General features: G+C 61.8%; 20 protein-coding genes. 4 read left to right on the forward strand and 16 right to left on the reverse strand.

Annotated features, from left to right (window positions below):
• Window positions 1-9 precede the first annotated feature (9 nt).
• The 3 genes from ACMGF8_RS23430 (at window position 10) to ACMGF8_RS23440 (ending at window position 5004) form a co-directional block, all read left to right on the forward strand.
• A complete protein-coding gene (locus ACMGF8_RS23430; RefSeq protein WP_416757301.1) occupies window positions 10-1254 on the forward strand; it encodes a saccharopine dehydrogenase family protein in 1245 nt (414 codons plus the stop codon).
• Between the two features lie 211 nt (window positions 1255-1465).
• On the forward strand, window positions 1466-3205 hold the full coding sequence (locus tag ACMGF8_RS23435) for a dipeptidase (protein ID WP_416757303.1): 1740 nt from the start codon (window positions 1466-1468) through the stop codon (window positions 3203-3205).
• A gap of 176 nt (window positions 3206-3381) precedes the next feature.
• Window positions 3382-5004 (forward strand): EAL domain-containing protein, encoded by a 1623-nt coding sequence (locus ACMGF8_RS23440; RefSeq protein WP_416757305.1) that lies wholly within the window; start codon window positions 3382-3384, stop codon window positions 5002-5004.
• Here the strand turns inward: ACMGF8_RS23440 and ACMGF8_RS23445 are convergent.
• From ACMGF8_RS23445 to ACMGF8_RS23470, 6 genes are read right to left on the reverse strand one after another with little or no spacing between them, the layout of a single operon-like run.
• A complete protein-coding gene (locus tag ACMGF8_RS23445; RefSeq protein ID WP_115582413.1) occupies window positions 4974-5939 on the reverse strand; it encodes a fatty acid desaturase family protein in 966 nt (321 codons plus the stop codon). The genes ACMGF8_RS23440 and ACMGF8_RS23445 overlap by 31 nt on opposite strands.
• A complete protein-coding gene (locus ACMGF8_RS23450; RefSeq protein WP_416757307.1) occupies window positions 5926-6549 on the reverse strand; it encodes a phosphatase PAP2 family protein in 624 nt (207 codons plus the stop codon). Before ACMGF8_RS23450 ends, ACMGF8_RS23445 begins: the two co-directional genes overlap by 14 nt.
• Before the next feature lie 51 nt (window positions 6550-6600).
• A complete protein-coding gene (locus tag ACMGF8_RS23455; protein WP_416757309.1) occupies window positions 6601-7695 on the reverse strand; it encodes a hypothetical protein in 1095 nt (364 codons plus the stop codon).
• Entirely contained in the window at window positions 7692-8426 is a 735-nt protein-coding gene (locus ACMGF8_RS23460; protein WP_207166090.1) for a hypothetical protein, read from the reverse strand. Before ACMGF8_RS23460 ends, ACMGF8_RS23455 begins: the two co-directional genes overlap by 4 nt.
• Window positions 8423-9445 carry a hypothetical protein gene (locus ACMGF8_RS23465; RefSeq protein WP_416757311.1) on the reverse strand — a complete coding sequence of 341 codons (1023 nt, stop codon included), beginning with the start codon at window positions 9443-9445 and terminating at the stop codon, window positions 8423-8425. Before ACMGF8_RS23465 ends, ACMGF8_RS23460 begins: the two co-directional genes overlap by 4 nt.
• Window positions 9446-9498: 53 nt before the next feature.
• On the reverse strand, window positions 9499-10572 hold the full coding sequence (locus tag ACMGF8_RS23470; RefSeq protein ID WP_416757313.1) for a glycosyltransferase: 1074 nt from the start codon (window positions 10570-10572) through the stop codon (window positions 9499-9501).
• Window positions 10573-10873: 301 nt separating this feature from the next.
• Between ACMGF8_RS23470 and ACMGF8_RS23475 the strand changes: the two genes are divergently transcribed.
• On the forward strand, window positions 10874-11392 hold the full coding sequence (locus ACMGF8_RS23475) for a DUF4265 domain-containing protein (RefSeq protein ID WP_102863561.1): 519 nt from the start codon (window positions 10874-10876) through the stop codon (window positions 11390-11392).
• A 125-nt stretch (window positions 11393-11517) separates the two neighbouring features.
• On the opposite strand, the gene ACMGF8_RS23480 is transcribed toward ACMGF8_RS23475, so the two are convergent.
• The 10 genes from ACMGF8_RS23480 to tssM form a co-directional block, all read right to left on the reverse strand.
• Window positions 11518-11778 (reverse strand): PAAR domain-containing protein, encoded by a 261-nt coding sequence (locus ACMGF8_RS23480; RefSeq protein WP_416757315.1) that lies wholly within the window; start codon window positions 11776-11778, stop codon window positions 11518-11520.
• An 18-nt stretch (window positions 11779-11796) separates the two neighbouring features.
• The gene (locus tag ACMGF8_RS23485) at window positions 11797-13386 is read right to left on the reverse strand and encodes a type VI lipase adapter Tla3 domain-containing protein (protein ID WP_416757317.1); all 1590 of its coding nucleotides are present in this window, start codon (window positions 13384-13386) and stop codon (window positions 11797-11799) included.
• A gap of 55 nt (window positions 13387-13441) precedes the next feature.
• Window positions 13442-15037 carry a type VI lipase adapter Tla3 domain-containing protein gene (locus tag ACMGF8_RS23490; RefSeq protein WP_416757319.1) on the reverse strand — a complete coding sequence of 532 codons (1596 nt, stop codon included), beginning with the start codon at window positions 15035-15037 and terminating at the stop codon, window positions 13442-13444.
• Window positions 15037-17205: an effector protein Tle3 domain-containing protein gene (locus ACMGF8_RS23495; RefSeq protein WP_416757321.1), complete on the reverse strand. Its 2169-nt coding sequence runs from the start codon at window positions 17203-17205 to the stop codon at window positions 15037-15039. Before ACMGF8_RS23495 ends, ACMGF8_RS23490 begins: the two co-directional genes overlap by 1 nt.
• Window positions 17202-17702, reverse strand: a complete 501-nt coding sequence (locus ACMGF8_RS23500) for a hypothetical protein (protein ID WP_207166095.1) — start codon at window positions 17700-17702, stop codon at window positions 17202-17204. Before ACMGF8_RS23500 ends, ACMGF8_RS23495 begins: the two co-directional genes overlap by 4 nt.
• Window positions 17703-17873: 171 nt before the next feature.
• Complete coding sequence (locus ACMGF8_RS23505) at window positions 17874-18368, reverse strand: hypothetical protein (RefSeq protein WP_207166096.1); 495 nt, start codon at window positions 18366-18368, stop codon at window positions 17874-17876.
• A 173-nt stretch (window positions 18369-18541) separates the two neighbouring features.
• Window positions 18542-21055 carry a type VI secretion system Vgr family protein gene (locus ACMGF8_RS23510; protein ID WP_416757324.1) on the reverse strand — a complete coding sequence of 838 codons (2514 nt, stop codon included), beginning with the start codon at window positions 21053-21055 and terminating at the stop codon, window positions 18542-18544.
• A 76-nt stretch (window positions 21056-21131) separates the two neighbouring features.
• Window positions 21132-22193, reverse strand: a complete 1062-nt coding sequence (locus tag ACMGF8_RS23515; RefSeq protein WP_207166098.1) for a serine/threonine-protein kinase — start codon at window positions 22191-22193, stop codon at window positions 21132-21134.
• Window positions 22190-22918, reverse strand: a complete 729-nt coding sequence (locus ACMGF8_RS23520; protein ID WP_102864959.1) for a PP2C family protein-serine/threonine phosphatase — start codon at window positions 22916-22918, stop codon at window positions 22190-22192. The genes ACMGF8_RS23515 and ACMGF8_RS23520 overlap by 4 nt, the downstream gene beginning before the upstream one ends.
• Window positions 22918-26445 carry a type VI secretion system membrane subunit TssM gene (tssM, locus tag ACMGF8_RS23525; RefSeq protein WP_416757327.1) on the reverse strand — a complete coding sequence of 1176 codons (3528 nt, stop codon included), beginning with the start codon at window positions 26443-26445 and terminating at the stop codon, window positions 22918-22920. The genes ACMGF8_RS23520 and tssM overlap by 1 nt, the downstream gene beginning before the upstream one ends.
• Window positions 26446-26448: the final 3 nt, after the last annotated feature.

Below are 26448 nucleotides of genomic sequence, written 5' to 3' on the forward strand. Positions count from 1 at the left end.
GTAAATAAATTGAAGAAGAATGTTCTTATCATTGGTGCAGGAGGTGTCGCCAAGGTGGTGGCCCACAAGTGCGCGCAGCACAACGACGAACTCGGTCGTATTGCTATCGCGTCGCGCAACATCTCCAAATGCCAGGCCATCATCGACAGCGTCAAGGCCAAGGGCAGCCTCAAACAGCCCGCTGAAATAAAAGCCTTCGCCCTCAACGCGCTGGACATCGAAGCGACCAAGGCGCTGATCCGCGAGACCGAGTCGCAGATCGTCATCAACGTCGGCTCCGCGTTCCTCAACATGTCGGTGCTGCGTGCCTGCATCGATACCGGTGTGGCCTACCTGGACACCGCGATCCACGAAGAGCCGGGCAAGATTTGCGAGACCCCACCCTGGTACGGCAACTACGAGTGGAAGCACCTCGAGGAATGCCAGGAGAAGAAAGTCACCGCCATTCTCGGCGTGGGCTTCGATCCGGGCGTGGTCAACGCCTATGCCGCCCTGGCCAAGCAAGAACATTTCGACCGCATTGATTCCATCGACATTCTCGACGTCAATGCCGGTTCCCACGGCAAATACTTCGCCACCAATTTCGACCCGGAAATCAACTTCCGCGAATTCACCGGACAGGTGTGGAGCTGGCAGGACAGCCAGTGGACCAGCAACACCATGTTCGAAGTCAAGCGTACCGACGACCTGCCCGTGGTCGGCTCGCAGAACCTGTACCTGACCGGCCACGACGAAGTGCACTCGCTGTCGAAAAACCTCGACGTGCCCAACGTGCGCTTCTGGATGAGCTTCGGCGAGCACTACATCAACGTGTTTACCGTGCTGCGCAACCTCGGCCTGCTCTCCGAGCAACCGGTCAAGACCGCCGAAGGCCTGGAAGTGGTACCACTCAAAGTGGTCAAGGCCGTGCTGCCTGATCCGGCCTCCCTGGCCCCGGGCTACACCGGCAAGACCTGCATCGGTGACCTGGTCAAGGGCACCAAGGATGGCCAGCCGCGCGAAGTCTTCATCTACAACGTGGCTGACCACGAAGAAGCCTACGCCGAGACCGACAGCCAGGGCATTTCCTACACCGCCGGTGTACCGCCAGTGGCTGCCGCCCTGCTGGTCGCCCGTGGCGAGTGGGACGTGCAACGCATGGTCAACGTCGAGGAACTGGCGGCCAAGCCGTTCCTCAAGGCGCTGGACGTGATGGGCCTGCCGACCCGCATCAAGGACGAGCATGGCGATCGTCCTTGGGACGCCACCATCTGATCCTGCCCCACCCACAGCGGGCGCCGACCCAGGCGCCCGCTGTTCCCCGCCCTGTAACATCTTTCGTTTGTGCGCCGCTTTTGCCTTTCTGTGCGACAGATCCCACATCCGGGACTCCCGTCGCCCTCCTTCGTAGTGTTAGCTTGGGAACGTTTCTGTCTGAAACATCAGACACTTCCCACTCATAACCTGCAAAGGAATGCCCTCAACAATGGATTTTTCTCTCAAGCACCTGGCTGCGGCCACCCTGATGCTCGCCAGCCTGTCCGCGTTCTCAAGCTTCGCCCAGGCCAATATCACCCCGCAACAGAGCGCGGCCATCCTCAAGTCCTTCAGTGACCACTCGGTCAGCGACTTCCGTCAGTTCCTCGGCAGCCTGGCCAAGAGCGAAGCGGGCAAGGACGCCAACCTGGGCCCGGCCATCAGCGCCTTTCTCGACAACAAGAGCCTGTCCGCCGAACAGCAGAACGAGATCCATCGCCTGCTAGGCCTCTACGCCCGGGTGAAGTACGGCAAGGCCGCCACCGAGACCCTGCGTGAACTGGTGGCCATTCCCACCTTCAACATCGACGGTGTGCCGCAGTACAAGAACCCCGAGTTTCTCAAGATCGCCGAGAAGATCCAGGGCCTGGCCAAGGCCTTCAACCTGAACTTTCGCAACATCGACAACCGGGTCTACGAGATCTCCCTGGACGGCACCGGCGACGAAGTGGTCGGTATCCACGCCCACGCCGACGTGGTGCCGGTCACCCCGGAAAACTGGGTCCTGGAAGACGGCACCCGCCTCGACCCGTTCAAGGTCACCCTGATCGGCGACCGCATGTACGGCCGCGGCACCGAGGACGACAAGAACGGCATCGTGGTCGCGCTCTACGCCATGAAGATCGTCAAGGAAGAGAAGCTGCCCCTGGCGCGCAACTTCAAACTGCTGGTGGACACCACCGAGGAAACCAGCGGCGACGCCATCCCCTACTACTTTGAACGCAACCCGACGCCCAACTACAACCTGGCGCTGGATGGCGGCTACCCGGTGGTGATCGCCGAGAAAGGCTACGGCACGGTGATGGCGACCTTTGCCCGGCGTGCCGCCGAAGGCAAGGGCGCGGAAATGACCGGGCTGACCGGTGGCCTGGCCACCAACCAGATTCCTTCCACCTCGGTGGCCACCTTCAAGACCGACACCCCCGCCGAACTGGTGGCCAGCCTGCAGCAAGCCGGTGCCGCCTATGCCAAGGCCAACGGCGGCAACTTCCAGGTGACCGCCAAGGTGGTGGGCAAGGATGTGCAGTTGACCGTCACCGGCGTGTCCGCCCACTCCTCCGAACCCGAGTCCGGGGTCAACCCGGTGGCGCGGATGCTGGACTTCATCAACAGCCTCGACGGCAAGATCGCCCTCAAGCACAACGCGTTCACCGACGGTGCCCGCTACGCCGCCGACAACTGGGGCCTGGACTACCTGGGGAACAAGCTGGGCATCGGTTTCGCCGACGCCTTCATGGGGCCGCTGACCACGTCCCCGACCTTCGTCGGCGTGGATGACAAAGCCTTCAAGCTGGCGGTCAACCTGCGAGTGCCCAAGGGCAAGACCCCGGACGCGCTGAAGGCTGAAATCACCGACAAGCTGGCGGCCTGGAGCAAGAAGACCCAGGTGGCGGTGACGCTCGACACCTCCATCGCCGCGCCGATGTACCGCAACCCCGAAGGCGAATGGGTCAAGGCCTTGCTGGCGGTGGCCAGCGAGAACCTGGGCATGCAACACCAGTTCGGCACCTCCGCTGGCGCCACCTCGGTGCATGAACTGCCCAACGGCGTGCAATTCGGCCTGGCGCGGCCCGAAGTCAAGTACACCGGCCACACCGACAACGAGTTCAAGACCGTGGACCAGTTCCTCCTGGACTTGCAGATCGTCACCGAAATGGTCGGACGTATCGGGCAACTGCCCAAGCTTTGACACGCCTGTCGGACCCGCTGCAATGGCGGGTCCGATGGCCTTGTTCCGATTGATTGCCCAGCGCCTTCTATACTTGCACCCCATTAGCCATTGGGCAGGTTCCTGCCCGCTTTCCCGAACGTCATCAAGGTCGCGCCAGGCACTGACGAGGCCGTCATTGGGTCACGGAGCGTTCAATGAACAAGCTGGGTGTCCTCCTGCTGGCCTGTGCCGTTGGCTTGCTGGCACTGCTTGCGCCCCTGTCGCTGTCCCTCTACCTGGCCCAAAACCAGGGCCGCGAAGCGGTCATGTCCTCGTTGCACGAGGTGGCCAACGACGTTCTGGAGCGTGCCCGCCTGCAGCGCGCACAGATCAATACCGCCATCAGCCAGCTCAACCAGCAACCTCCTCAAGCCTTCTGTTCCAGCCAACAGCTCCAAGACATGCACAGACTGGTACTGGGCTATCGCTACATCGTGGGCATGGCCGGCATGGCCGGCTCGACGCTGCTGTGCAACACCCTGCAAGCCCAAACCGCCCCCCTGGCGTTGGGCGCTTTTTCGGGGCCGGACCCCAGCGGCCTGCGCTTCTGGAACAAAGTACATCTGCCCGGTCTGCCGGATCAGGTGTTTACCCTGGTGGCCCGGGACAACTACGCCGCCATCATTCACCCCGACTTTGCCCTGGACCTGCTGAATCAGCAGTCATCGGTATCCAGCGCCTTCCTACAAACCCGGCTGCGCAGCATCATCGGCCAGCGCGGCGTGGTGAAGGAGCAATGGGTACAGCGCTACAGCGGCGATGGCAAAGCGCTGGAATTCGAAGATGACGGCTACTTCGTCGTCATTGTGCCGGCGTCCAACAGCGAAACCGCGGCATTGGCCGCCCAATCCTCATCGGTGGTGGCCGAGCGGGTACGGCGCCTAGCGCTGATCATCGCGCCTTTGGGGCTGGTGCTGGGCCTGCTGTTGGCCGCTCTGGTCGCCTATCTGGCCCGGCGCCGCCTGTCCCTGAAGGGGGAGTTGCAAGCGGCCTTGGAACGCGACGAGTTTTTCATCGAGTACCAGCCCATCATCGACTTGCACAATGGCCGCTGCGTCGGTGCCGAGGCCCTGGCGCGCTGGCGCACCCAGGGCGGCAAGCTGATCAGCCCCAGTGTCTTCATTCCCATGGCCGAAGCCAACGGACTGATCCAGCGCATCACCGCCCGGGTCATGGAAATCGTGGTGCGCGATGCCGCGGAACTGCTGCGCGCCGATGAACGCCTGCACATCGCCATCAACCTTTCCAGCGAGGATCTGAAGACCCAGGACGCCGAACAGCGCTTGAAGAAACTCTCCGAAGAAGCCGGCATGGGACCGCGCAGCCTGATGGTGGAAATCACCGAGCGCGGCCTGATGGACCCCGACAAGTCCCGCGCCGTACTACTGGCGGTCAGGGCCAACGGTTTCCAGGTGGCCATCGACGACTTCGGCACCGGTCATTCCAGCCTGTCGTACCTGGCCACCTATGAGTTGGACTACCTGAAGATCGACAAGATGTTTGTCGACACCCTGGGCACCGACGCCCCCACCAGCCTGGTGACGATGCACATCATCGAACTGGCGCGCTCCCTAGGCCTGCAGATGATTGCCGAAGGCGTCGAAAATCCGCTCCAGCGCGACATTTTGCGCAAACATGGCGTGCAGTACGCCCAAGGCTGGCTGTTCGGCCGCCCCATGAGCATTCAGCACCTGCGGGAGTTCATCGATCAGCATCCGGGGGATGGGACCGGGGACGTCGCAGAGAGTCAGGCCGCCGGCGGCTTCAACGCCGGGTAGCTGACATCCCGCAGTACCGCGATGTAGCCGCCATAGAGATTCGCCGCAGGCAGCAACTGCCGCGCTGCCAGTTGTTCATGCAGACGGCGCAAATGGTAGAACGGCACACGCACATAGAGGTGATGCTCGATGTGGTAGTGAATCCCATGGGGGCCGAAGAAGAAGGTCTGCCCGTTCGGACGCACGATGCTGCGGGCGTTCTGGCTCTGGTCAGCATGGGCGGGCAAGCCGGCGTGCTCCATCAGCGCCCGGACCCGGCCCATCAAGGGCAGCAAAGTGATGGCCGGCAACAACCACAGACCCAGGTAGAGCCAGGGGTGCCCGAACGCACTCAGCAAGCCGAACAGCACGCCGTTGACCAGCAGCATTGAACAGATCTCCCAGGACACCTGCCCCGCGGACTTGTCGACCTTGGGCATGATGGCGCGGTAGTCACCCCGGGCAAATTTGCAGGCACTGATGAAGTAGCCCACCCCGAACAGGTCCGCCAGCAAGCGCCTGGCCAGCTTGCCCCGAGGCAGCGGGTAGTCCCCCATGCCAAACACCGCCATCACCGGGTCGTCATGCAGCATCGGCTGCCGGTGGTGCTTCAGGTGGCCGGCGCGGTAGGTAGCCATGGAAAGAAACAGCGGGCCAGCCGCCAACAGCTGACCCACGCCATCATTGAATGCCTGCCGGCGCAGGAGCAGGCCGTGGGCACTCTCATGCATGATCACCGCCAGGGCCAACTGGCTGCGGGCAATGATCAGCGCCGCCAACAGGTAGGTGACGGGATGCGGCCAGCGTGCGGCACAGACGAACGCGGCAGCGATCAGCAGCCAGTCGGCGAGCAGCGCCAGCATCCCGATCCAGGGCTTGAGGACAAACAGCTCAGCGGTCGGGACAAAGGCCTTGAGCGCCTGATTGTCGCCGGCGCGGGCATTAGGCTGGGACACGGGCATGGTTTCCTTGTCGTTGGGTGGCCAGGGCGCAGGCCAGGGCCAGCAGGAGGCCGCCTGCGACATCCAGCAGCGTGTGTTGCTTGAGGGTCAGGGTCGACAGGCAGATCAGCAGGCCGGTGATGCCGATCAGCCATTTGCCGGGTTGGGACCAGAGCGCACGGCAGGCCAGGCACGTTACCGCCACATGCAGGCTGGGGCAGCCGTTGGACGCCAGGTCCAGCTGCCACATGCGGCTCAGGCGCTGATGCAAAAAGGCATTGTCGAGGTTGCCAAGATCGGGCCTGGGCAGGTGCTCGGGGAACAGCCAGAAACACAGGAGGGCAATGGCGAAGGCCATCCCCGTGGCGTTCTTGAACACCCTGAACGCTTCAGCACTGGCGTAGGTCGCCGCCAGCAGCACGAAGGGAAAGAACAGCACGTACAGCCACCAGGACTGGGCAATGAAAGGAATCCATTCATCCAGCGGCGTGACCCAGGTGTAGCGCGGCGTGATCAGTCGCTGCACGCCGATGAAAATGCTCAGGCCCAGCAACAGTCCCAGCAGCGCAACCAGCGTCTGTCGATAGTTGGCTCTCGGGGTCGGGCTGGGCAAGGGATTGCTCATGGCTGCTCGCTTAGTGGGTGCAAGAGTGGATCACGGCCCACAGCGGCGCGTTCACAGGCTGAGCAGGCGGCTGACCCAGGCGTCGATCCGCCCCTGGGCCCGCGCCCGACCGGCAGCCGCTGTCGACTCGGTCCCCGCCGCTGCAGTCAGTTGCTGCGCCGCCGGAGTCACCTGGCGGCGAAAGTCCGCGGCGTCGCCGCGCCAGGTCACCACCCGATGCAGCAGCTGTAGCTGGGCGGCACGCGCCGCGTTGCTGGTCTGTTCGGGCTGATCGCTGAGCACCAGGAGGATCGGCCGCTGATAGACCCGAGCGATGGACAGTGCCGCCATGCCCGGCGCTGACACTATCAGCCGGGCCTGGGCGGCGCGGCTGGCCCAGTGCGGGTCGACCCCGAGCCAGCCATGGCGCCCGGCATAGCCCTCGCCCACCCGATGCGCGTCCAGGCCGGCGTCCTCCAGGCCCGCACCCAAGGCATCGGCCAGGCTGGGCTCGCTGAAATGCGGATTGAGGTACACCGCAGCCCCGGGGGCCGCAGGTTCCGGCATCACCGCCGCCAGGGCCACCGGAGTCGGCAGGCGATACAGCAACGGCGCCTGGGTGTCGTCCACTTCATAGGCGAAATCATGCTCGATGCGGGCTCGCGCCGCGTTGATCTGACGGTCGACAATCCAGCCGAACAACCGCCCGAACTGCCGCGGCCACATGCCCGCGAAATTGTTCAGCAATGCCACCTTGAGGCTCGCGCCGTACACGTGCACGACCTTGCGTCGCCATCCCGGCAGCATGCCCATGTACAGCAGCGCCGGATGGAAGGAGTCGTTGATCACCAGATCCACACTGCGCAGCCTGCGCCCCAGATGGAGAATGTCCCGCAGCATCCGCCCGGGACGAAACAGGTAATGGGCGACATTGCGATTGGTGGCGTGGCGCAGCATGTTCTGCTCGCTGTCGAACTGCACCGCATAGTGCCTGGACAGCAGCTCGGCCTCGATGCCGAAACGTTGCAGAAAGTGCTGCCCCTGCTCCGAGGTCGTCAGCACCTCGACCTGGGCTCCCGCCTCGCGCAGGGCATGCACCAGCAATTGCGCGCGCATCAGGTGGCCACGGGCATCGGCGGTCGCCAGGTAAAGAATCCGTTTATTCATCGGGCCGCGCTGCCCACACCGCCCAGGAACCAACCGGCGACGTACATGGCCAGGGCACCGGTCACGCCGAAACTGGCATCCACTGCGCGAATGTCCTTGAGCAACAGGTCCAGGTGTACCGACTCATGGGGCGCGACAATGCGGCGCAAGGTGTTCTCGCACAAGCGCACGTGGGCCTTCTCGTCGGCCAGGACCCGCGACAGCAACGGATACAGCTCATGCCCGGTGCCTATCACCACACAGTGGCGGCTCAATACCCGCTGGGCCATCTGCTCGGCACAGAGCCCGGTGGCGTAGGCCGGCACCAGCAGGCCATGCTCGAAATGTGCCGCATAGCGATGGGCCAGGCGCTGCCAGCGGCGGATCTTGCGCCGGCTGAGCCAGTCCGGCTCCAGGCGCACCGAGCCGTCGTCGCCCAGGCCGCGCAAAGCGTCGGCAAACAGCGTCACATGGCGACGCTCATCGGCCAGGTGCTGTTGCACCTGACGCTCGAGCCAGGGCGGTGACTGGGGGAGCAAGTCTTCCAGCAGTGTGCGCTCGGTGGCGTCTTCGCCGGCCAGGTACATGCGCAACAACAAGCGCTCCCCGCGGGGGCTACGGTGCAGGCGCCGCAGCGCAGCGCGCTTGATGCGATCCACCAGGCGCGCCTGCACCGCCCCCAGGCCCTGGGCCTGAGGCATGCTCAGGCAGCTGAAGTCCGCCTCGGTGGCGACCGCTTCACCCCCACTCATTGCGCGGACTGCGGGGCAGTGGCGGATGCCGTGGCCACCTGCTGGCTGCGGTGCCAGGCCAGGATCAGGCCGATAAAGCTGTCACGCATAAAGGCCGTTCCGGACGCCCCGGCATTGGCAAAGGGTTGTTCATGGCCGTTGTAACGCAGGTAGCCCTTGCCGTTGACCGCGCCCAATTCCAGGGTGTCGCGCTTGTTCAGGCCGCGTTGGCGCACCTCCTTGAGCAGAGGACTGTCCTCAAGGCCGAACACGAACAGTTGGCGCTGAACCACCCACAACGGAATCTGGCCGCTCAGGGCCTGCAGGTTAAGGTTCCAGGTGCCCGTTGCCAGCAACGCATCCAGCTCGCCAGTGCCCGGTTGCGTGGCGCTGAAACTGGCACGCATCACTGACTTGGACAGCCGCCCGACACCCAGGCCGATGGTGATGTCGTCGGCCGCCGGGCTCTGGGCATCGCTGGGACGCACGACCACGAAGTAACTGGCCACTCGCGCGGCGATTGACGGCTGCGCCAGGACCTTGCGCGCCTGCTCGGCGGTGAACAGCACACGCTCGCCGGTGCTTTCGCGGACGCTGATCTGATAGGGGTCGAGGACGATGTCGCTGAACTTGCCGCGCACGGGCGAGTGCACATAGGTGTCGGACTTCCACTTCGTGCCCGAGCGCCGCAACAGCACCTGCAGGCTCAGCGGCACGCGCTGGCCATCGGCGGCGATGCCACTGCCGTGCAGCAGCACGTCGCCGATCACCGTCTTGCTGTCATGGTGGTCGTCAGCGCCAATCACGATGGCGTGGGTTTGCGGGTCGACGCTGGCCCGGGCATCTGCCACATCCAGGGCAATCCGGTTGCAGTCGCGGTCGGTGCTGCGGGTGACGGTCGCGCAGCCACTGTCCGAGGCGAAGTGAAACACCCCGCGACCACTGAACTCGGAAGGCGCGGCATTGGCCTGGCCGCTCAATGCCAACAGTGCCAGGCAGGCCAGGGAGTAGCCGAATGAAGCGAGCGAAGATGTTTTCATGGGGGAGTCCTGTGGGCACGCAGGCGGCGTGCGACGATACGGCACGACGGGGATCAATCCAGGTTGCGGTGATACGACAAGGCTTCACTGTGACCGGCGCTGCGGCGCCCGACACGGATGCCCATGCCTCGCACCACAGCGCCAGCGGTGTCGAGCAACGACATGCCGATGACCACCAGCGTCGCCCCAAGACGTCGGAGCCCACGCAAGGGCGGCAAGTCCTGATGGTTGAGGGCCCGCAGGCTGTAGCCGAGGCGCCCGAGCATCACGCACAGCGGGCCGATCGGACCACTGCGCCCAAGCCACTGCAGCCAGCCCGGCATATAGGCGCGGACCAGATAGGGGGTCAGGCCGACGCTGTCACCGCCCCTGAGCCAGCGCAGCTTGAGCACTTCGCCCTGGCTGTCGGGCAGTCGATGCTCGGTATGGGCGCCTGGCGCATAGACCACCGCCACGCCCGCCGCTTGCAGGCGCAGGCCCATGACCTGGCAATGGGCGCGATAGATGCCATCGAGCGGCTCATAGCGATATTGCTCGAAGGTGTCACAGCGAAAGGCCACGTTGTTGGCGTAGAAGTTACGCGTGGCGCCGCGGCGCAAGGGGCTGGGGAAGTACATGAAGTCGATGGCGGTCAGGGCACTGCCGGCGACGCTGGGCGCATAACTGGTACGCCCGGCAACCGCCAACGGCGCGTCGTCCTCGGCGAAAGGCACGAGCAACTGCTCCAGCCAATGGCTACAGGGAATGCAATCGGCATCGGCAAAGACCACGTACTGGCAGCGCCCCTGGTCGACCGCGTCGAAACCGACATTCTTGGCATCGTAGTAACCGGTGAGGGTATCGATCTCGACAAAGTCCAGTTCCCGTCCGGCCAGTGCACACAGGGCCTGGCGCGCCACAGGATCGAGGCCATCGTGGGTGATGACCCACTGGGCAAAACTCTGCGGAGGCAGACTCTGCCGGGCAAGGCGTGCGATCAGCCGCTTGAGGCTGTTCAAGGCCTCCCGTGCATCCTTGCCGCCACGCAGGTTGTTGGTCTCCAACACCAGCGCGGCATGGGCTGCGATACCTTCCAGGCGCTCGCGCCTGTCGCTGCCGGGAGGCAGCTGCGACGTCCTGGTTGTCATTGCTTGGCTATCCATTTCACTGAATCTCTGAAAAAAGCGCGGCCACCCGGGGGCGCGACGGGCGCAATCACAGCATTATTCCCGAGATTATTCAAACGCCAAGTGCGCCCCCCTGTGATGGCCAACGCAGTCGCTTGACCCCGCTGCGATTCAAGACCCCGGATTCTTCAGGAGCACCATTGAAGTGCCCCCCACATAGTCGCTGAAATCTGTCCTGATGAAGGGATTGGATTAGGTATTCTTCGGCGCGAATCAGCTATCACTACTGTCGGACACGTTCGAGCGGGCGGAGCCCATGGGCATGAAACAGCATCACCCAGAAGTCTTTCACAAGATCACCATCCTCCTGAAACAGGACGATGACGGTTACCCACCCTGCGCTGCCGAATCCCTTTGGGGCATCAAACAAGGCGAAACGACCTACATCGTCGACAACACGCCCTATTACATTTATGGACTCAGCAAAGGCGACCTGATTGATACGCGACAGGAAAACAACGAGCTGATCGCTACCGTCGTTATTCAACAAGGAGGCCACTCCACCCTCAGAGTCTTCGCTGAAAATGCACAGGACAAAGCCAACATCATCAAGACACTGCAACAGTTGGGTGCCCACTGTTCAGTGACTCATAGCCTGTCGCTCTTCTCGGTTGATATAGCGCCAGAGTGCCGCTTCGAACCTATAGACGCCTACCTTTGCTCGATCGCAGACGATGACCAGATCGCCTATGAAGACGCCTGCCTGCAGCATCACGGGATCGACTTCGCACGACAATCGCAATGCTCATCCCTGGCATCGTTACCACGCATGACCCATTGAGCGGCCAGCTCAGTAGAAGGCAAGCGCCACGGCACTCCATGGCACGGTCTGAGAAGCCGTGACCGTGGCTCATCGATCAGCGCCAGCCCCCCTGCGCTCTTGAACACTTCGACGCCGATACCCGGCTAACGCGCCGCGCTTGCATTGGGACCGCTCGCGATCAGGCTGGCACCACACGCGGTTTTCATACCGTCAAGGGCCACCGCAATACCACCGACATCCAACAGGGCACTGCCTTCTGCAATAGGAAACACCCCTTTGCACAGAGGGCACACAACCTTGTGCCCGACACCCGCCATGGGTTTCCCGTTCAAGTCGGTCTGGCCGAATGCCTCAATCACAGTACCGCCATGACTGGTACTGTCCCCAAGTCGAATAATCTCCATGCCCACTCCTTAGCGACCTTAAAGGTCATCCATCCAATTGTCCTTGGGCCTCAACTCGGCCAGAAACTCTTCCAGCGTGTAGTCCTCTTCCACAACCGGCATCCGCGATGCCGCAGGAGCAGCCGGCGCAGGGTTTACCGAGGCTCCGTCATCACTGCTGGCGGTTTGAGGCATCAGGTTGATGCCAAATTTGTTGCCAACGGGCTTTTGCCCGGGTGTCGGCGAGGTGATGGTGATAAGGGTCGCTTGATCCTTGCGGCGCAGAGGCATGACCACGCTGGTGTCGGCATTCTGGTAACTGGCCATGGTCGCCAGCGCGATGCCCACAAACGGCGATGCGGCGCCGGTATCGCCCAAACGCTGGGTCAGGTCGTAGCCCTCGCGGGAGTCGAGCAAATCCAGCGAGCTGCGGGCAGCCGTCAACGCGGGCAGCAACTCGGCCAGAGGTGTGCTGTTCAGACCGCCGTCGTAGAACACCCGGGCCGGTGAAGGTGTAACGGCATCAGTGGCTTTGCTCCAACCAGTGGCCAGTTGAGCGGTCAAGGCTTCGCGTTTGAGGCGCTCGCCGTTGTCCGGGCGCTGCAGGGAAACCGTGACCGGGCGATGAATCCTGGCCAGCACTGGCAAGGCGTCCCACTGTTCAAAAGCGCGCTCGGTCCAGGGTTGCGGGATGAACTCCGAAGGTTGGAACTCCACCGCCGGTTTACGCCAGCCCCAACCGGTGAATTCGGGATCGATCTTGTTCTGGTTGACCTTGGTGAAGGGGGCGTAATAGCGCAGCCATTCGACACGTTCGGGGCGACCGACGACTAAGGCGACCATAGTGTCGGTAAGTTCACCTGATTGTCGTGGGCCGGTTCCTACACCTACAGGCTTGTTGTCTTTGCCTTTCGTAGTTAATGCCAAGGCCATGTTGAAGCCTTCCACGTTGTAGATCAGCACAGCAGGCAAGTCAGGGTTGTGTTCAAAAAGCCGAAACAAACTTTCTAGCAAAGCTTCTGGAGTGTCATTGCAGACCACGCCGTTCTGCACATTGCGAATGCGATGCCAATGTAAGCCCGCATCCGTCCGGTAGCTGTTCACCATACTGGTGAGCATTTCCTGAGTTCTTTCAGGTCGCAAGCGCAAGTTCGGCGTATTGGAATTCCAACCACGGACCACCGTGATGGTGGGTACCGGCCATTTTTCCAGAAAGTTACGCAATCCCAGCTCCAGCGCATCAGCTTTGCGTTTTGCATAAGCCAAATCCTTGTCATCGGCCGTCACCGGATACTTCTTCGGGTCCATCGGCAAGATGCTGCCAACGTGCAGAGCCTCTGGTTCTCTCGCATTCTGCTCTTGCAAAGTTTTCCAGATATCTCCTTGGCGAAAGACATCCAGACTCACACCGATGCTGAGCACATCCAGGGTGTCCAATCGCGGGGAAGTAGTCGGTGCACGGTAACGAGGTTCAACAGTCATGGTGGAAGCCTTCCTGTCTGAGGTATAGGCCGTCACGAGCGTGGCCGGACTAGCAAAGCAACGACCAGAAGTCAGGGGCAGTTCGGCGGCTTGAACACCCTGACTGAGTAACGACAAGCAGCCAATCAGCAACATTATGCGATGCATCGAAACAGCCCTCTCCCTTTGACCTGGGTCTTCAGCGCAGCTTGATCAGCCAGCGCTAGAGATCATCCATCCAATTGTCCTTGGGCCTCAACTCAGCCAGAAACTCTTCCAGCGTGTAGTCCTCTTCCACAACCGACATCCGCGATGCGGCAGGAGCAGCCGGCGCGGGCTTTACCGAGGCGCCGTCGTCATGGCTGGCGGTTTGAGGCATCAGGTTGACGCCGAACTTGTTGTCGAGAGGTTTTTTACCGGGTGTCGGCGAAGTCACGCTGATGATCGTAACCTGGTCCTGTCGACGCATGGGCATCACCACGCTGGTATCGGCATTCTGGTAACTGGCCATGGTCGCCAGCGCGATACCCACGAACGGCGAGGCGGCGCCGGTATCGCCCAAACGCTGGGTCAGGTCGTAGCCCTCGCGGGAGTCGAGCAAATCCAACGAGCTGCGGGCAGCCGTCAACGCGGGCAGCAACTCGGCCAGTGGCGTGCTGTTCAGGCCGCCGTCGTAGAACACCCGGGCCGGTGCTGGTGCAACGGCATCAGTGGCTTTTTTCCAGCCAGCGGCCAGTTGCGTGGTCAAGGCTTCGCGCTTGAGGCGCTCGCCGTTGTCCGGGCGCTGCAGGGAAACCGTGACCGGGCGATGAATCCTGGCCAGCACTGGCAAGGCGTCCCATTGTTCAAAAGCGCGCTCGGTCCAGGGTTGCGGGATGAACTCCGAAGGTTGGAACTCCACCGCCGGTTTACGCCAGCCCCAACCGGTGAATTCAGGATCGATCTTGTTCTTGTTGACCTTGGTGAAGGGTGCGTAATAGCGCAGCCATTCGACACGTTCGGGGCGACCGACGACTAAGGCGACCATGGCGTCGGTGAGTTTGTCAGGTTGGCGTGGGCCCGCGACAGCCCCAAGCGATTTTAAGGAAATGTCCTTGCTTGATAGAGCGCCAGCCATATTGATGCCTTCAACGCTATAAACCAGAACAGCAGGAAGATCAGGGTTGTGCTCGAAAAGTCGGAACAGGTTTTCTACCAATGCTTCAGGAGTGTCGTTGCAGACAATTCCATCCTGAACATTTTGGATGCGATGCCAATGTAAGCCCGAGTCTGTCCGGTAACTATTCACCATACTGGTGAGCATTACTTGGGTTCTTTCAGGCCTGAACCGCAGGTTCGGTGTTTGAGGACTCCAACCACGGACAACCGTAATGGTGGGAATTGGCCACTTTTCTAAAAAATTGCGTAATCCCAGTTCCAATGCATCGGCTTTGCGTTTTGTATAAGCCATATTTTTATCATCGGCAGTCACCGGGTATTTCTTCGGGTCCATGGGCAGGATACTGCCGACATGCAGAGCCTCCGGCTCTCTCGCATTCTGCTCTTGCAAAGTTTTCCAGATATCTCCCTGGCGAAAAACATCCAGACTCACGCCAATGCTGAGCACATCCAGGGTTTCAAGGCGAGGCGACATGGTTGGGGCGCGGTAGCGAGTATTGGTGGGCATTGAAGCCGCCTCCTTGACAGGGATATTGGCAGTAACGGCCGTAGCAGGGCTGGCAAAACAGCGAACTGTTATCAATGAGATTTCGTCCGCTTCAGACTGATGACTGGCCACTAGCAAGCTGGCAATCAATAAACACAGGAATAAGCTGCGCATCAGGCTTTACCCCCAAAGCGGATGGGTTTGCCAAGTTTTTCTTCGCCCCATGTCTGGGCCCCTACTAAAGAGGGCATAGTGTCCCCGACCAAACTAGGTAGCGTCCCTGTAGTTCGATATTCAATCGTGGCATCGATTAATTTTCGGTTAGTGGCTTGCTCTTGTAGATAAAACGTTTCAATCGCTTCATCTGGTTGATCAGGAGCCTGATCATCTTGACCAGTTATGACCTCATCAGTCCTCTTCCAATCCAACCGCCAATCCGCCACCCGACACAAATACGCATAGAACGTCACATCATCCACGCTCTCACCTGCTCCAATCGCCACGTCATAGGCCAGTACTCGTCGACTGTGCTCCGGGTTGTTAGGAATCCCCGAGTGAAACGACTGCGGCTCTTGATACGCCTCCCTTTGCAGGCGCAAACGAGCCTCATAGGGAGTCTCTCCACGCGTCACCAGGACCTGGCCATCACCCATCGCCCGTACCGCAAACACGTGAGCGTGCTGGGACACCTCGTAGATCTCGTCGCGGGCCTTTTTAACGCTCGCGACATCACGGCCATGCTTGAAGGCAATGGCCTCCTCCATCGTCTCCTGACGGGCGTATTGCGTGTCCTTCGGGCGCCAGGCCGACTTGATACGCAGCGATTTGTCATTGCTCAGGCCAATAGCGGCATCGATGGGGTCCAGTGTGTCCATTATCTGGTACACGCCACTGTCCGAATCCTCACCAGGCGCAGTCATGACGCCATCAGTGGCGAAATCGGTTTCTGCCGGTATGGGCAATTGTGGAGCCGTCAACATCACCCGTGCCCCCGGTTTGAGATTGGCCCTTGCGCTGCGATCCAGCAGCCCTAAACCGGTGTCCTCCCAGGTTGCCTCCCCCTCAAGCAGCAGTGGGTAGATGTAGGGGGGAACCTGTTTGCCGACGGCTTCCTTTTCGTTGTTGCGCTTGCGCAAGGTAAAGATCCGCTGATGGAAACTCAGCGGCAGCTGCGTTCGCGCCGGCAGGCCATCCACGGTGTCGCCGACGCCCTGCCAACCGATACCCTGGACGTTGCCCAGGCCCACGGTTTGGTCCTGAGGAGTGAAGTAAAGGTAAGTGCAGCCACGGTTGTCACGTTCATTGAATGAGACGCGCTGCCCATCGATTGTGCTGTGCGACGCAGGACCGCCGCTCCAACCCGGCCCACCAATGGCGCCATAGCCCTGGCAGTTTTTCAGCGCGACGCTGGACAGGGCCGGAACCGGATTCGGTTTCTGGGCGATGAACTGGAGAATGCCCTTGAGGGTGGCAATACGCGCCGGCGTGGTTTGTTGTTCGAGCCACTTCTGGGTCTTTTCAGTATTGGGCTGGAACAGACTGTAAGGCGAGTTGAGCATGATGAAGCCATCAGCCGGTCGCTCGTCCTGATCCTTGAGAAAAGCATGGGCCAACAACCCGAGCAAGGTGCCCTGGCTGTGGCCCACCAGATTCACCGTGTCGTTCGGGTAGCGCTTGCGGATGATCTTGATCAGCATTGCCAGACGCATCGCCGCCAGCACCATGTAACGACGCCCCGCGGCGGCAAACAACGGGTGAGTTCGCGTTCCACCGATCAAGTTGAGCGGGACGATGCCGAATGGATAACCGTTGAAGCCCTCGCCCCACATGTCCGGAAGGTTGGTGGTGGCATTGGCGAATTGTCCGCCTTCCTTGGTGCCCGCCTTGTCCAGGCGGTTTCTGTTGCGATCCATCCACTCGCCGTGGGGAGCGTCCTTGATGATGTGCCGCTCTTCCTCGCGAAAGCCCCAGTAGAACGGTATGACCACGCTGCGGGTGTCGGCGCCGTTGGCCGCCGCGGCGAACTTGCGCCGGTAGTACACCGCGTCGGGGTTGCGGGCCTTGCCGTCATCGTCCTCGGGCAGGCTGTAGCTGGCCGGACGCAGAAAGCCCGGGTTGCTCACGCCATTGGGCAAGGTCGGCGACATGTCCAGGCGCTCGTTGAGCCCCTCGCACAGGCCGCGCTCGATGCGCTCGTAGCAACCGGCCAGGTCGTTGACACCGTGCACCACGATGGTCACGCAGGGCTTGGGCGGCGGCGCGATCAGGTGGACGTCGCCACCGCCTGGCAGGGTGATCGCTTCAGCGGTGCAAATGGTCCTCATCCGAACGGCGTCATTCATTGTGCAGGTCCTCCTTGATGTTGCGCTGCGATCCTTCGAGCCCGACAATCTGCGCGGGTCAGGACGCGCAAGGCGTCAGATTTTTCTTCCAGGCAAAACTCGGTAACGGTGTTGTCGACCGTCTGCTGGTGCAGTCGGCTCCGCTCGTTGAAATGAATGAACAGGTTGTAACTGCCTCCTGGTTGTAAAGCCTCATGTCTGAGAACCCTTACGGTTGCTCCCGGGTAGTTGCCAAACAAGGTGAGATCCGGCCGCTGCCAACCAGCGGGGAGCGCAATGTCCCATATCGTTTCATCGCAACGCTGAGCGCCAAGGCGGCAGAGAAGCACATGCGTAATTTCTAGATTGTTGGTTTCAGCCAACAGGAGACGCAGATCAACGACAGGCTGGTTATCCCTGATCAAGACTGGGGTCGCTGGCGGCATTCTGGAAACGGCCTGGACAGAGGTTGCGATCAGGGCGATCAACAGGAATAAAGGCGATATATCAGACTTCATGACTTGGTACCCTGACGCAGTTTTTTCAATGTGAATTCGATTTTTGCCAAGGACTCAGTTGCCCCTTTGGGCGACGTCGGCAGCCCTCATCTGCAGCTCATCTTTGATCGTGCTTATCCTCATTGAGGCATGAACAGCAAGCATCCAGATTACGGGCTACACCCCATCGATTCAGGGCAGTGATTGCCGCTCTTCGGCATTTCTTCGAGCCAGGCAAAGCGCCGATTCCTGGACTTTTACCCCCTCCCCTTCGTCTATCAGACAAAACTCCAAAAAGGTGCTGGATACTGTTTGTTTATGCCAACGACCGCGCTCCTTGAAATGAATATTGAGGTTGTAACTACCCCCCGGCTGTAGCGCTTTGCGGTTCTGCGTTCTGACCAAAGCACCGGGGTAGTCGCCCAACAACTCTATTTGCGGCTGAATCCAGCCATCAGGAAGATCAATATCCCAGAGCGTTTCGTAACACTTGCTGGCGGTCCGACGGCAGAGAAGCACATGGGTGATCTCCAGGTTGTTGGTGTCCGCCAACAGAGGTCGAAGGTCCGCTATTGGACGACCGGAATTGATCGTCACTGGAGTTTCCGGAGGACGTTTGGACACGGCCCATGTTGGCCATGGCATCAGCAGAACCCCACAGGACACAGCAAACAGCAGGCCCTTCATGCTTCAGTACCCCGCCGGAAAGTTGCTCAATACAGGCTTGAGCTTCGTCAGGAGCTGAGTGTTTCCAGAATCCAGACCTCGGTAGTAATCACGCACAATGTCTCCTTGCTGCTTGATGTTGTAGTCCTTGAGCCTCTTCCTCGGCTGCACCTCATACATGTACTGGTCTCCTATCAGGAACCGCTTTGCTTGCTCGAACGCTTCATGCACACCTTGGCAATACTCATGGCATCTTTCTGCAGTAGCTGCGTTGCGCCTTGCGCATCGGTCACGCCTTCGACGATTTCGCCATTGGCCAGGGTGATCGTGTAGGGCACGTTGGGCATGGCCGACTGACCATCGATCTGTTTGAGCATGAAGCGCCGCTGGGTATCGCCCACGTTGAAGTTCGGCAACTGCGCCGCAAGACTGGCCCCGCCCACGAGGCTGTGCTTGGCCGCCTTGACCGTGAACTCCCCCGGCATGCCCAGCTCGATATTGCCGCCCTTGAGCGTCAGGTAGGCCCCGCCGCACATCAGGGTGATGTGCTCCTTGGCAGACACCAGCACGTGCTGCTGGCCCGCGCTGACTTCCACGCTCTGATCCGCTTCCAGGCGAATGCTGTTCTGTTGCGCCTGCAGCAACATCGGCCCCTGGTGGGTGATGTGGCGCATCTCGCCGCTCTGGGCGAACAGGCCCAGATCGCTACCGGCGTTGACCACGAATTTCTGCCCCGAGGTGAGCTGCTGATTCTGCTGGGCGATGCTGTCGATATGCTCGCCCGCCGCCAGGGTGATGCTTTGGGGAGACACCGCGGCAATACCCGCCTGGCCACTCAGGGCGATGGCCGGGTTGCCGCCGTTGCTCTGCTGCGACTCGTCGTTGGCGCCATGCCCCAGGTCGCGCACCGCTTCGCTGAGGGTTTGCTGTGGTTGGGTGTCGTGTCCGACGCCTTGATGGTCTTGCGCATAGTCGCCCAGCCCCTTGGCCAGTTGCAGCGCGGCCTCCAGCACCTGGATGGCCACGCCACGCTGCAGTTGCCCGGCATTGGCCTGCAGTTGCGCTTCGGTGCTGAGCAGCAGCCCTTTGGCCGCGCGCAAGGCGCCGTGCTCGTCGGTGCGCAGTTCAAAACCCTCGCCACGGGGTGCGCCCCCTTCGGGCCGGGGATGGGTCAGGTACCCCAGGTGCAAGGCGCTGCTGCCGTGGTCGCTCATCAAGGCCGCACTGATTTGCTGGGTGGTGTCATCGATGCGCAGTTCGTTGGCCCGGCTGCCCTTGTGTTCCTTGCTCTTGAGGGTGTTGAGCGTCTTGTGATCCGGCAGGCGGTAGGGCGGCCTATGGCTGGCCCTGTAGGTGCGTCCGGTAATGATCGGCTGGTCACAGTCGCCATCCAGATAATCGACTATGACTTCCTGGCCAATGCGCGGGATTGCCATATGGCCCCACTGCGCCCCCGCCCAGTTCTGCGAGACCCGCACCCAGCAGGAGCTGAAGCCGTTGTGCTTGCCCTCGCGGTCCCAAGGGAACTGAATTTTTACCCGGCCATATTCATCAGTGTGGATCTCCTCGCCTTCCGGGCCCACCACCGTGGCTATCTGCGGCCCGTCAATGACCGGCTTGGGCAGTGGCATCGGCCGCCATTCGCAGTCCTCGGCAATGATCTGGGCGCTGAAGTCGTAACTCACGCCCATCTCGGCACCGGCAGCCTCTTCTTGCTGGCTGGCGTGCTGTATCCCTTTGTGGATGATGCGCACCGAGCGCCACCAGCGGTTGAAGTCGCCCCGCGGGTGCCCGGTCAGTTGGAAGGAAAACCCCGGAATCAGCCGCGGATCATCCCCTTCCACCGTCGCCACCCGGGCATCGCGACGATGGCCCAGCAGGCGGTTTTGGGTGAAGGGTTGGCCGACGGTGCTGCTCTTGTAGCGGCCCGGGTAATCGTAGCGCTCATAGTGCTGGGCCTGATGCTCAAGGTCATCGCCGAGCATGCGCTGCTGCTGGTCGAAGGCCGGGCGCTTGAAGCTGTAGTCACGCTGCGTCTGCTCGGCGGTACGCACGTTTTCCGTGTAGCTGAAGGCGTACAGCACCGGTTGCGGGGCATCCCCGGCCGGCTGGGTGCTGTACAGCACCGGCCCGCCCGGGATGCGCTCCTGGACGTACAACTTGTCACCCTGGACCAGGGTGTGGGCGTTGGCATCGTGCTTGAAGAAATAGAACAGGCCTTCCTCGGTGGACAGGCGGTCGAACAGATAGAGGTCGGTGTCTCCGGCCTGGACGCAGTATTCACGTGGCGCATGCGGGGTGTGGATGTAGGGCTGGTAATCAAGAACGCCGTGCTCGTCCAACACCGACTTGAGGATCTCGGGCACCGTCTTCTGCTGAAAAATACGCCAGTCGGAGCTCAGGGCCAGCCGAGCTAGTTGCGGCTCCACCAGCAGGCGGTAACGGGTGCGGCGAAAGCCGGTTTTACCCTGGGTGAAGCTGCTGACCAAGCCGTGCACATGCCGCACCTGCAGGCCGCCTTTCCAGATCGTCAGCAAGGCCGGCTGGTCGAGGATCTGGCCAAAATCGATGGCACCGTTGTCGCTGGCCAGTTCGAGCGTCAGGCGAAAAGGCTCGGACAAGGCTTCTTCCAGGGTGAACTCGACGACCTCGAACGCTACCTGTGCGGTCAGCACGGAAAACGTGAACTGCAAATCCCTTTGACGCATGACACCCATCTCCACTTAGATAACCATTGGCCTTCCGAGCCCGACGAAAAAGACCGCAACCCTCCCCGCTCACGGGCTATCTTCTGCATCGCGACATCCAGCGCGATATCCAGGACGGTTGCGCGCCCAGCGCCTCACGCAGTGCCTGAAGGCCGTCGCTACGCTCCTCCACATTGAAGGCCAACGCCGCTCGCAGGGCGGGCCAGCAATGCCCCGGAAGATGCTTGGGCGCCTGCAGGGTAAGCTCCAGTCGCTGATCACGCGCCTGGGTCGACGGCAAGCCTCGGAAGGGATGCTTGCCAGAGGCCAGTTCAAAGATCACGCAAGCCACGGCATACAGGTCGGCAGCGGCCGACAAGACACCGCCCTCCAGCAATTCGGGGGCAGCGTAGCCCGGCGTCCAGGCATTGAAGCGACTGCGGCTCAAGTGAGGCAGGCCAGGCAAGACACCCGCCTCGGCCTGACCCAGGCCGAAGTCGAACAGGCGCACGCCCTCTTCACCGAGCATCACGTTGCTCGGTTTCAGATCCCCATGCAGCACGCCGCGCCCGTGGCTGTAAGCCAGGGCGTCAAGCAGCGGCACGGCCACCTCCTGCAAGGCTGTCCACGGCAGGCCCGTCGGGTGCTCGCAGAGCAGCTTGTCCAGCGTCAGCCCGCGCATCAGCTCCATGGTGATGAACGCACAGTGACATTGGGCATCCACTTCAAAGCTGTGCAAACGCACGATGTTCGGATGGCGCAAGCGGCGCGTCAGGGCGAACTCGCTATACAGCACCAGGCTCGCATCCGGCGACTCGGAAAACTCCTCGCCCAACACCTTGAGGGCGATGTAGGGATCGGGGTCGCCGAACTGTTCATGCAGCAGGTCGCGCGCGCGATAAACCGTGCCCATGCCTCCAGCACCGAGCAGCCGTTCAAGACGATAGCGACCCGCCAGCAATCGCGGCAGCGTGCCTACCGGCGCAATTTGCGCAGCTTTGGCTTTGCCACGCTTTCGCGCCCGGCTGCGGCCCTTGCCCCTGGGACGCGCCACGGCAGGCGCAGCAGGTGGGGGTTTGACGAAGGCGAAATAGGTCAGGTCGCCGGCCTCAGCCTCACCGGCCAGGATGCGCTGCATATCGGGCTTCATATCCGTCATTGGCGGATCACCACGGCCGTCAGGTTGTCTCTGGCGGCGCCGCGCAATGCCCCTTCAAACAGTCGCTCCAGGGCGATCCGTGGCGACGCAAGGCTCAGCGCCCGGCCTAAGGCATCTCCGCTAAGTCCTTGGTAAAGACCATCGCTGCACAGCAGAAAAACATCGCCCGCATGGACCTCGAACTCCAGCACATCCAGGGCCAACCGCTCGCTGGCGCCCACCGCGCGAGTCAGGGCATTGGCATCGGGATGAGCACTGGCCTGTTCCGGACTCATCCGTTGCTCGTCCACCAATTGCTGCCTCAGCGAGTGATCCTTGGACAGTTGATACAGGCACTGCCCACGCCACAGATAACAGCGGCTGTCGCCCGCCCAGATACAGGCCGCGCGGTTGCCTTGCAGCAACAACGCCACCACGGTGCTGCCAACTATGCTGTCTTGGCGCCCCACACTGACCGTCAACTCCTGGCCAAGGCGCCGGTTGAGCCAGTGCAGGCATTGGCGCAAGTCATTGAGCCGCCCCTCGAAACTGTCACGCAGCGACAACTCCGCCAGGCTGGCGACAATCAGCTGGCTGGCAACATCTCCGCACTGGTGGCCGCCCATGCCATCGGCGACCACCCAGAGCCCCTGCTCCGGGCAATCGAGAAAGGCATCTTCATTGCGCAGCCGCACCTTGCCCGGGTCGGTCCGTGCGGCGCTGCGCCAAGTGCCGGCACCCGACATCAGAGCTGCGCCGGCATACGGAATGAGCGCAGCACGCCCATGTCGAACGGGTTCGGCGTGCGCTGACTCAGCAGCAGATAGTTGGCACGCAAGCCACCCAGCTCGGCCTTGAGTACCAGCACATCACGACCGGTCAGGTACTCGGTCTGCATCAGGTCGAGCAGACGGAACAACGACCAGGGCCCGGTGTTCTTCTCGATACCGATGGGCCGGCCGACCATCTTGTCCAACACCAGGCTGGCACGCCCTTCTTCAGCATCGGTGGGCCACTTGAAGGACATCGGCACAATAGGGCCGTGCCGGTATTCCAGTTGCCGGTTGCCAAAACGGAACTCGGCCCGACTCACCGCCGGGTCGAGGGTGTAGGGCTCAAGCCTGAACTGCACCTGGGGCTCGGCCGGGTTCTCGGCGAAGAATCCCTGGCGAATCACTTGCGCGGCGACCATCTGCTCAAGGTACGCCTTGTTGATCGGCAGGCTTTGGCCGTCGATGCTGCGCAAGCGGTAGCTACCCGGATCACCACTGACGAAAGGTCGTATGTAGGTGTCGAAGAAGCGCTCGGCGATGCCCTGAGCCTTGAAGAACTCGCGAAAATCGTTGACGGCCACATCGCTGGTGCTATGGGCATTGAACGGATAGCGCTTGCGGATCGCCTTACCGTAGAAACTGTACAGCTCGCTCTGGTATCGCTGGTTGAGGTACTGGTACGAATCATTGAGCACCAGGCGCCAGGCGTCCTCGGCCAGCGAGTTGAACCACAGGCTCACCGGACGCGGCAGGCGCACCGAGGCATTGCGCAGGCTACTCAGGGCATCGCGCTGGCCGCTCATGCGCGCCTTGGCCATTTCAAACGCAGCCTGATCAGGCTGGCTGGCCCGCGCCAGGCTGGACAGCTGCAGCTGCAGGTCGTTGATTGCCAGCAACGCCGGGGTCAGGTCCGCCGCTGGGCCGTTGTTGTCGTCCAGCAAGCGGTGCAGCGGGTCGAAGCGACGTTGCAGCGCCTTCTTCGCCGTATCCGGCAGGCTCTTGGCCAGGGCCTGGCGGGCCTTACCTGCGACAGCGGCCAGCCCCTCGCCCTGCGCAGCCGGAGCTGCATCCCCGGTCTTGCCAGCCTGCGCCGTCTCGTCGGCAGCCTCGAGCACGCTCTGGAAGCGGGTGTTCTCACGGATCTCCACCAGCAACTGCAAGAGCGGCGAGTTGGCCGCGGTCAGACTGGCCAGTTGTTCGGCCCCATCGCCGGCATCGTTGAACGGCGGCAGGCTGACCCGGCCCAGGGCTTCGCTCCAGTGGTTGGCATAGTCGCGAAAGTACAGTTGCTCCAGCTCGACCATCAGCCGACGCAGATCCATGCCACTGATTCCCGAACCTTCGCCCAGCACCCAGTTGTCACGCAGGATATCGGTGACCAGCGCCGTGCCCTGGATCGAAAAATACTGCTGATAACCCTGCTGGGTATAAAAACCCGGGATCACATAGTCAGTGCCGACAAACAGATTGCCTTGTGGCCCCAGGTGCTGGCTCAGACGGTATTGCGGCAAGCTGCGAGCCTGCTCGCGCAGCACTCGGTAGACCACGTTGGCCAACGATTCGCTGCGCAACACCTGACGGGCCTGGCTCACCAGAGCCTCGTTGAGCGGATAACTGAATGGCAATTGGAGCAGGCGTTCGAAGTGCCCATTCAGACCGTTCTGCAAGGCGCTGTTGCCGGCGTAGCGGCTCGACCATTCTCGCGCCACCCAGTCCTTGAGCAAGGGCGGATCACGGCGATCCTGCAGGTTCAGCATCAGATACGCGCGCAAGCTGTTGAGCAGGCGTTCGCGATCGCGCATGTTGGCGCGAACCTGCCCTTCGAGCATCTGCGCAACCCTTGGCAACAGTTGCTCCTGCAACTCACGCTCATAGGCACGCAAGAGCACCGGACGGCTGGCATCGCCTTGATACAGCCCAACCCGCTCATGCAGCGGCACCTCGCCCCCGGGCGCAAAGACCTGGGTGGCCGCATAACGAGTGTCTAGAGGTTTGAGCAGGGCCTGCGCGTCATCCCGCGCACTCAAGGCCGCGCGTTGCTCACTCCAGCTCTGCGCCAGTGAACGCAGTTGCTCCAGGCGCCCGTGGTTGGCCGAGAAGCTCCCCGCCCACAGCATGCCAAACACCGCCAGGGCCGCCAGGGCGCCCACGTACAGGGCACGCTGGCCCCAGTGAATGCGTCGGCGCTCGCGTTGGTCCAGGCCGGCCAAGTCGGCCTCGGGAAAAATCACCCGGCTCAACAGGTGATGAATAAAGCGCGAGCGACCGCCGCGCAGGGTCGGCAGGACGGCAGCCGACATGCCCAGGGTCGCGCCGATACTGGCCGTATCTTGATCGAGCTGTTCGATCAGGTGCGGCGCACTGGTCAGGTAAAAGCCCCGCAGCTGGCTGGGGCGCTGATAGCGGTTGCCGGTGAATGCCATGTCGACGAACAGGCACAAGCGCTCTCCGATCTGTCCCAATTGGTGTGGGAAGTCGAGAATGCGCCCACGCCGCTGGGTGTCTCGCTCCTGGTGCATGCGCATGATCACCTGGCTGTTCAAGCGCCGCAGCAACTCCTCGAACTCCTGGCGAAGAACTGCCACATCGGTGCCGCTTTGTTCCTTGCCAAAGCTGGCGCCGAGTACCTGATCGCTTTCCTCACGGCTCATGTGATCAAAGAACTCGTCAAACCCCGCCAGTTGGTCGGCCTTGCTGAGCACCAGGTAGACCGGGACATCGACATGCAATTTCTGATGAACATCCTGCAAGCGCATACGCACCTGCTGCGCCAGGGTCTCCAGTTCCTGCTCGTCGGCGCTCAGCAGTGCCGCTACCGGAACCGTCACCAGCACACCATTGAGCGGGCGGCCACGACGACGCTTGCGCAACAGACCCAGCAAGGTGTTCCAGGCACTGGCGTCGACGTCGGCGGCGCCTTGGCTCAGGTAGCGGCCGGCCGTGTCGATCAGCACGCCATGCTCGGCGAAGTACCAGTCGCAGTGACGGGTGCCGCTGGTGTCGCGGGTCAGCTTGCGGCCCATTTTGTTGAGCGGAAACTCCAGGCCCGAAAAGTCCAGCAGGCTGGTCTTGCCGCTGCCTTGTGGACCGAGCAGCAGGTACCAGGGCAGGTCACTGCGCCAACGCTCGCTGCGACCGCGGTACAGGCTTGAGGTCTTTAGGGTGCGCAGCGCGTCCTTGAAGCGCTCATGGAGCTCTTTGTGCTCCTGGTCGATCAACTCGTCGCGCTGCATGCGCTGCTGCCCGGCCTCGCTGTCCAAGACGGCTTTCTTGCGGACACCGGCGCGCCAGCTGACAAAGACCATCGCCAGCCCCCAGATCAGGAACAACGCGCTGATGGTCAGCAGGCGCGAGGTTGCGCTGGCCCAGAACTTGTTGTCGTTGACGGCCAGTAGTGGCCCGACGAACCACACCAGCGATGCCACACTCAGCACCAACAGCAGCGTCCAGACCCAGGTCTGACGCAGCAAGGCGCCGGCTTTATTGAAGAAGTTTTTCATCAC

Source organism: Pseudomonas sp. BNK-7 (genome assembly GCF_048072025.1).
Taxonomy (GTDB): Bacteria; Pseudomonadota; Gammaproteobacteria; order Pseudomonadales; family Pseudomonadaceae; genus Aquipseudomonas; species Aquipseudomonas danubii.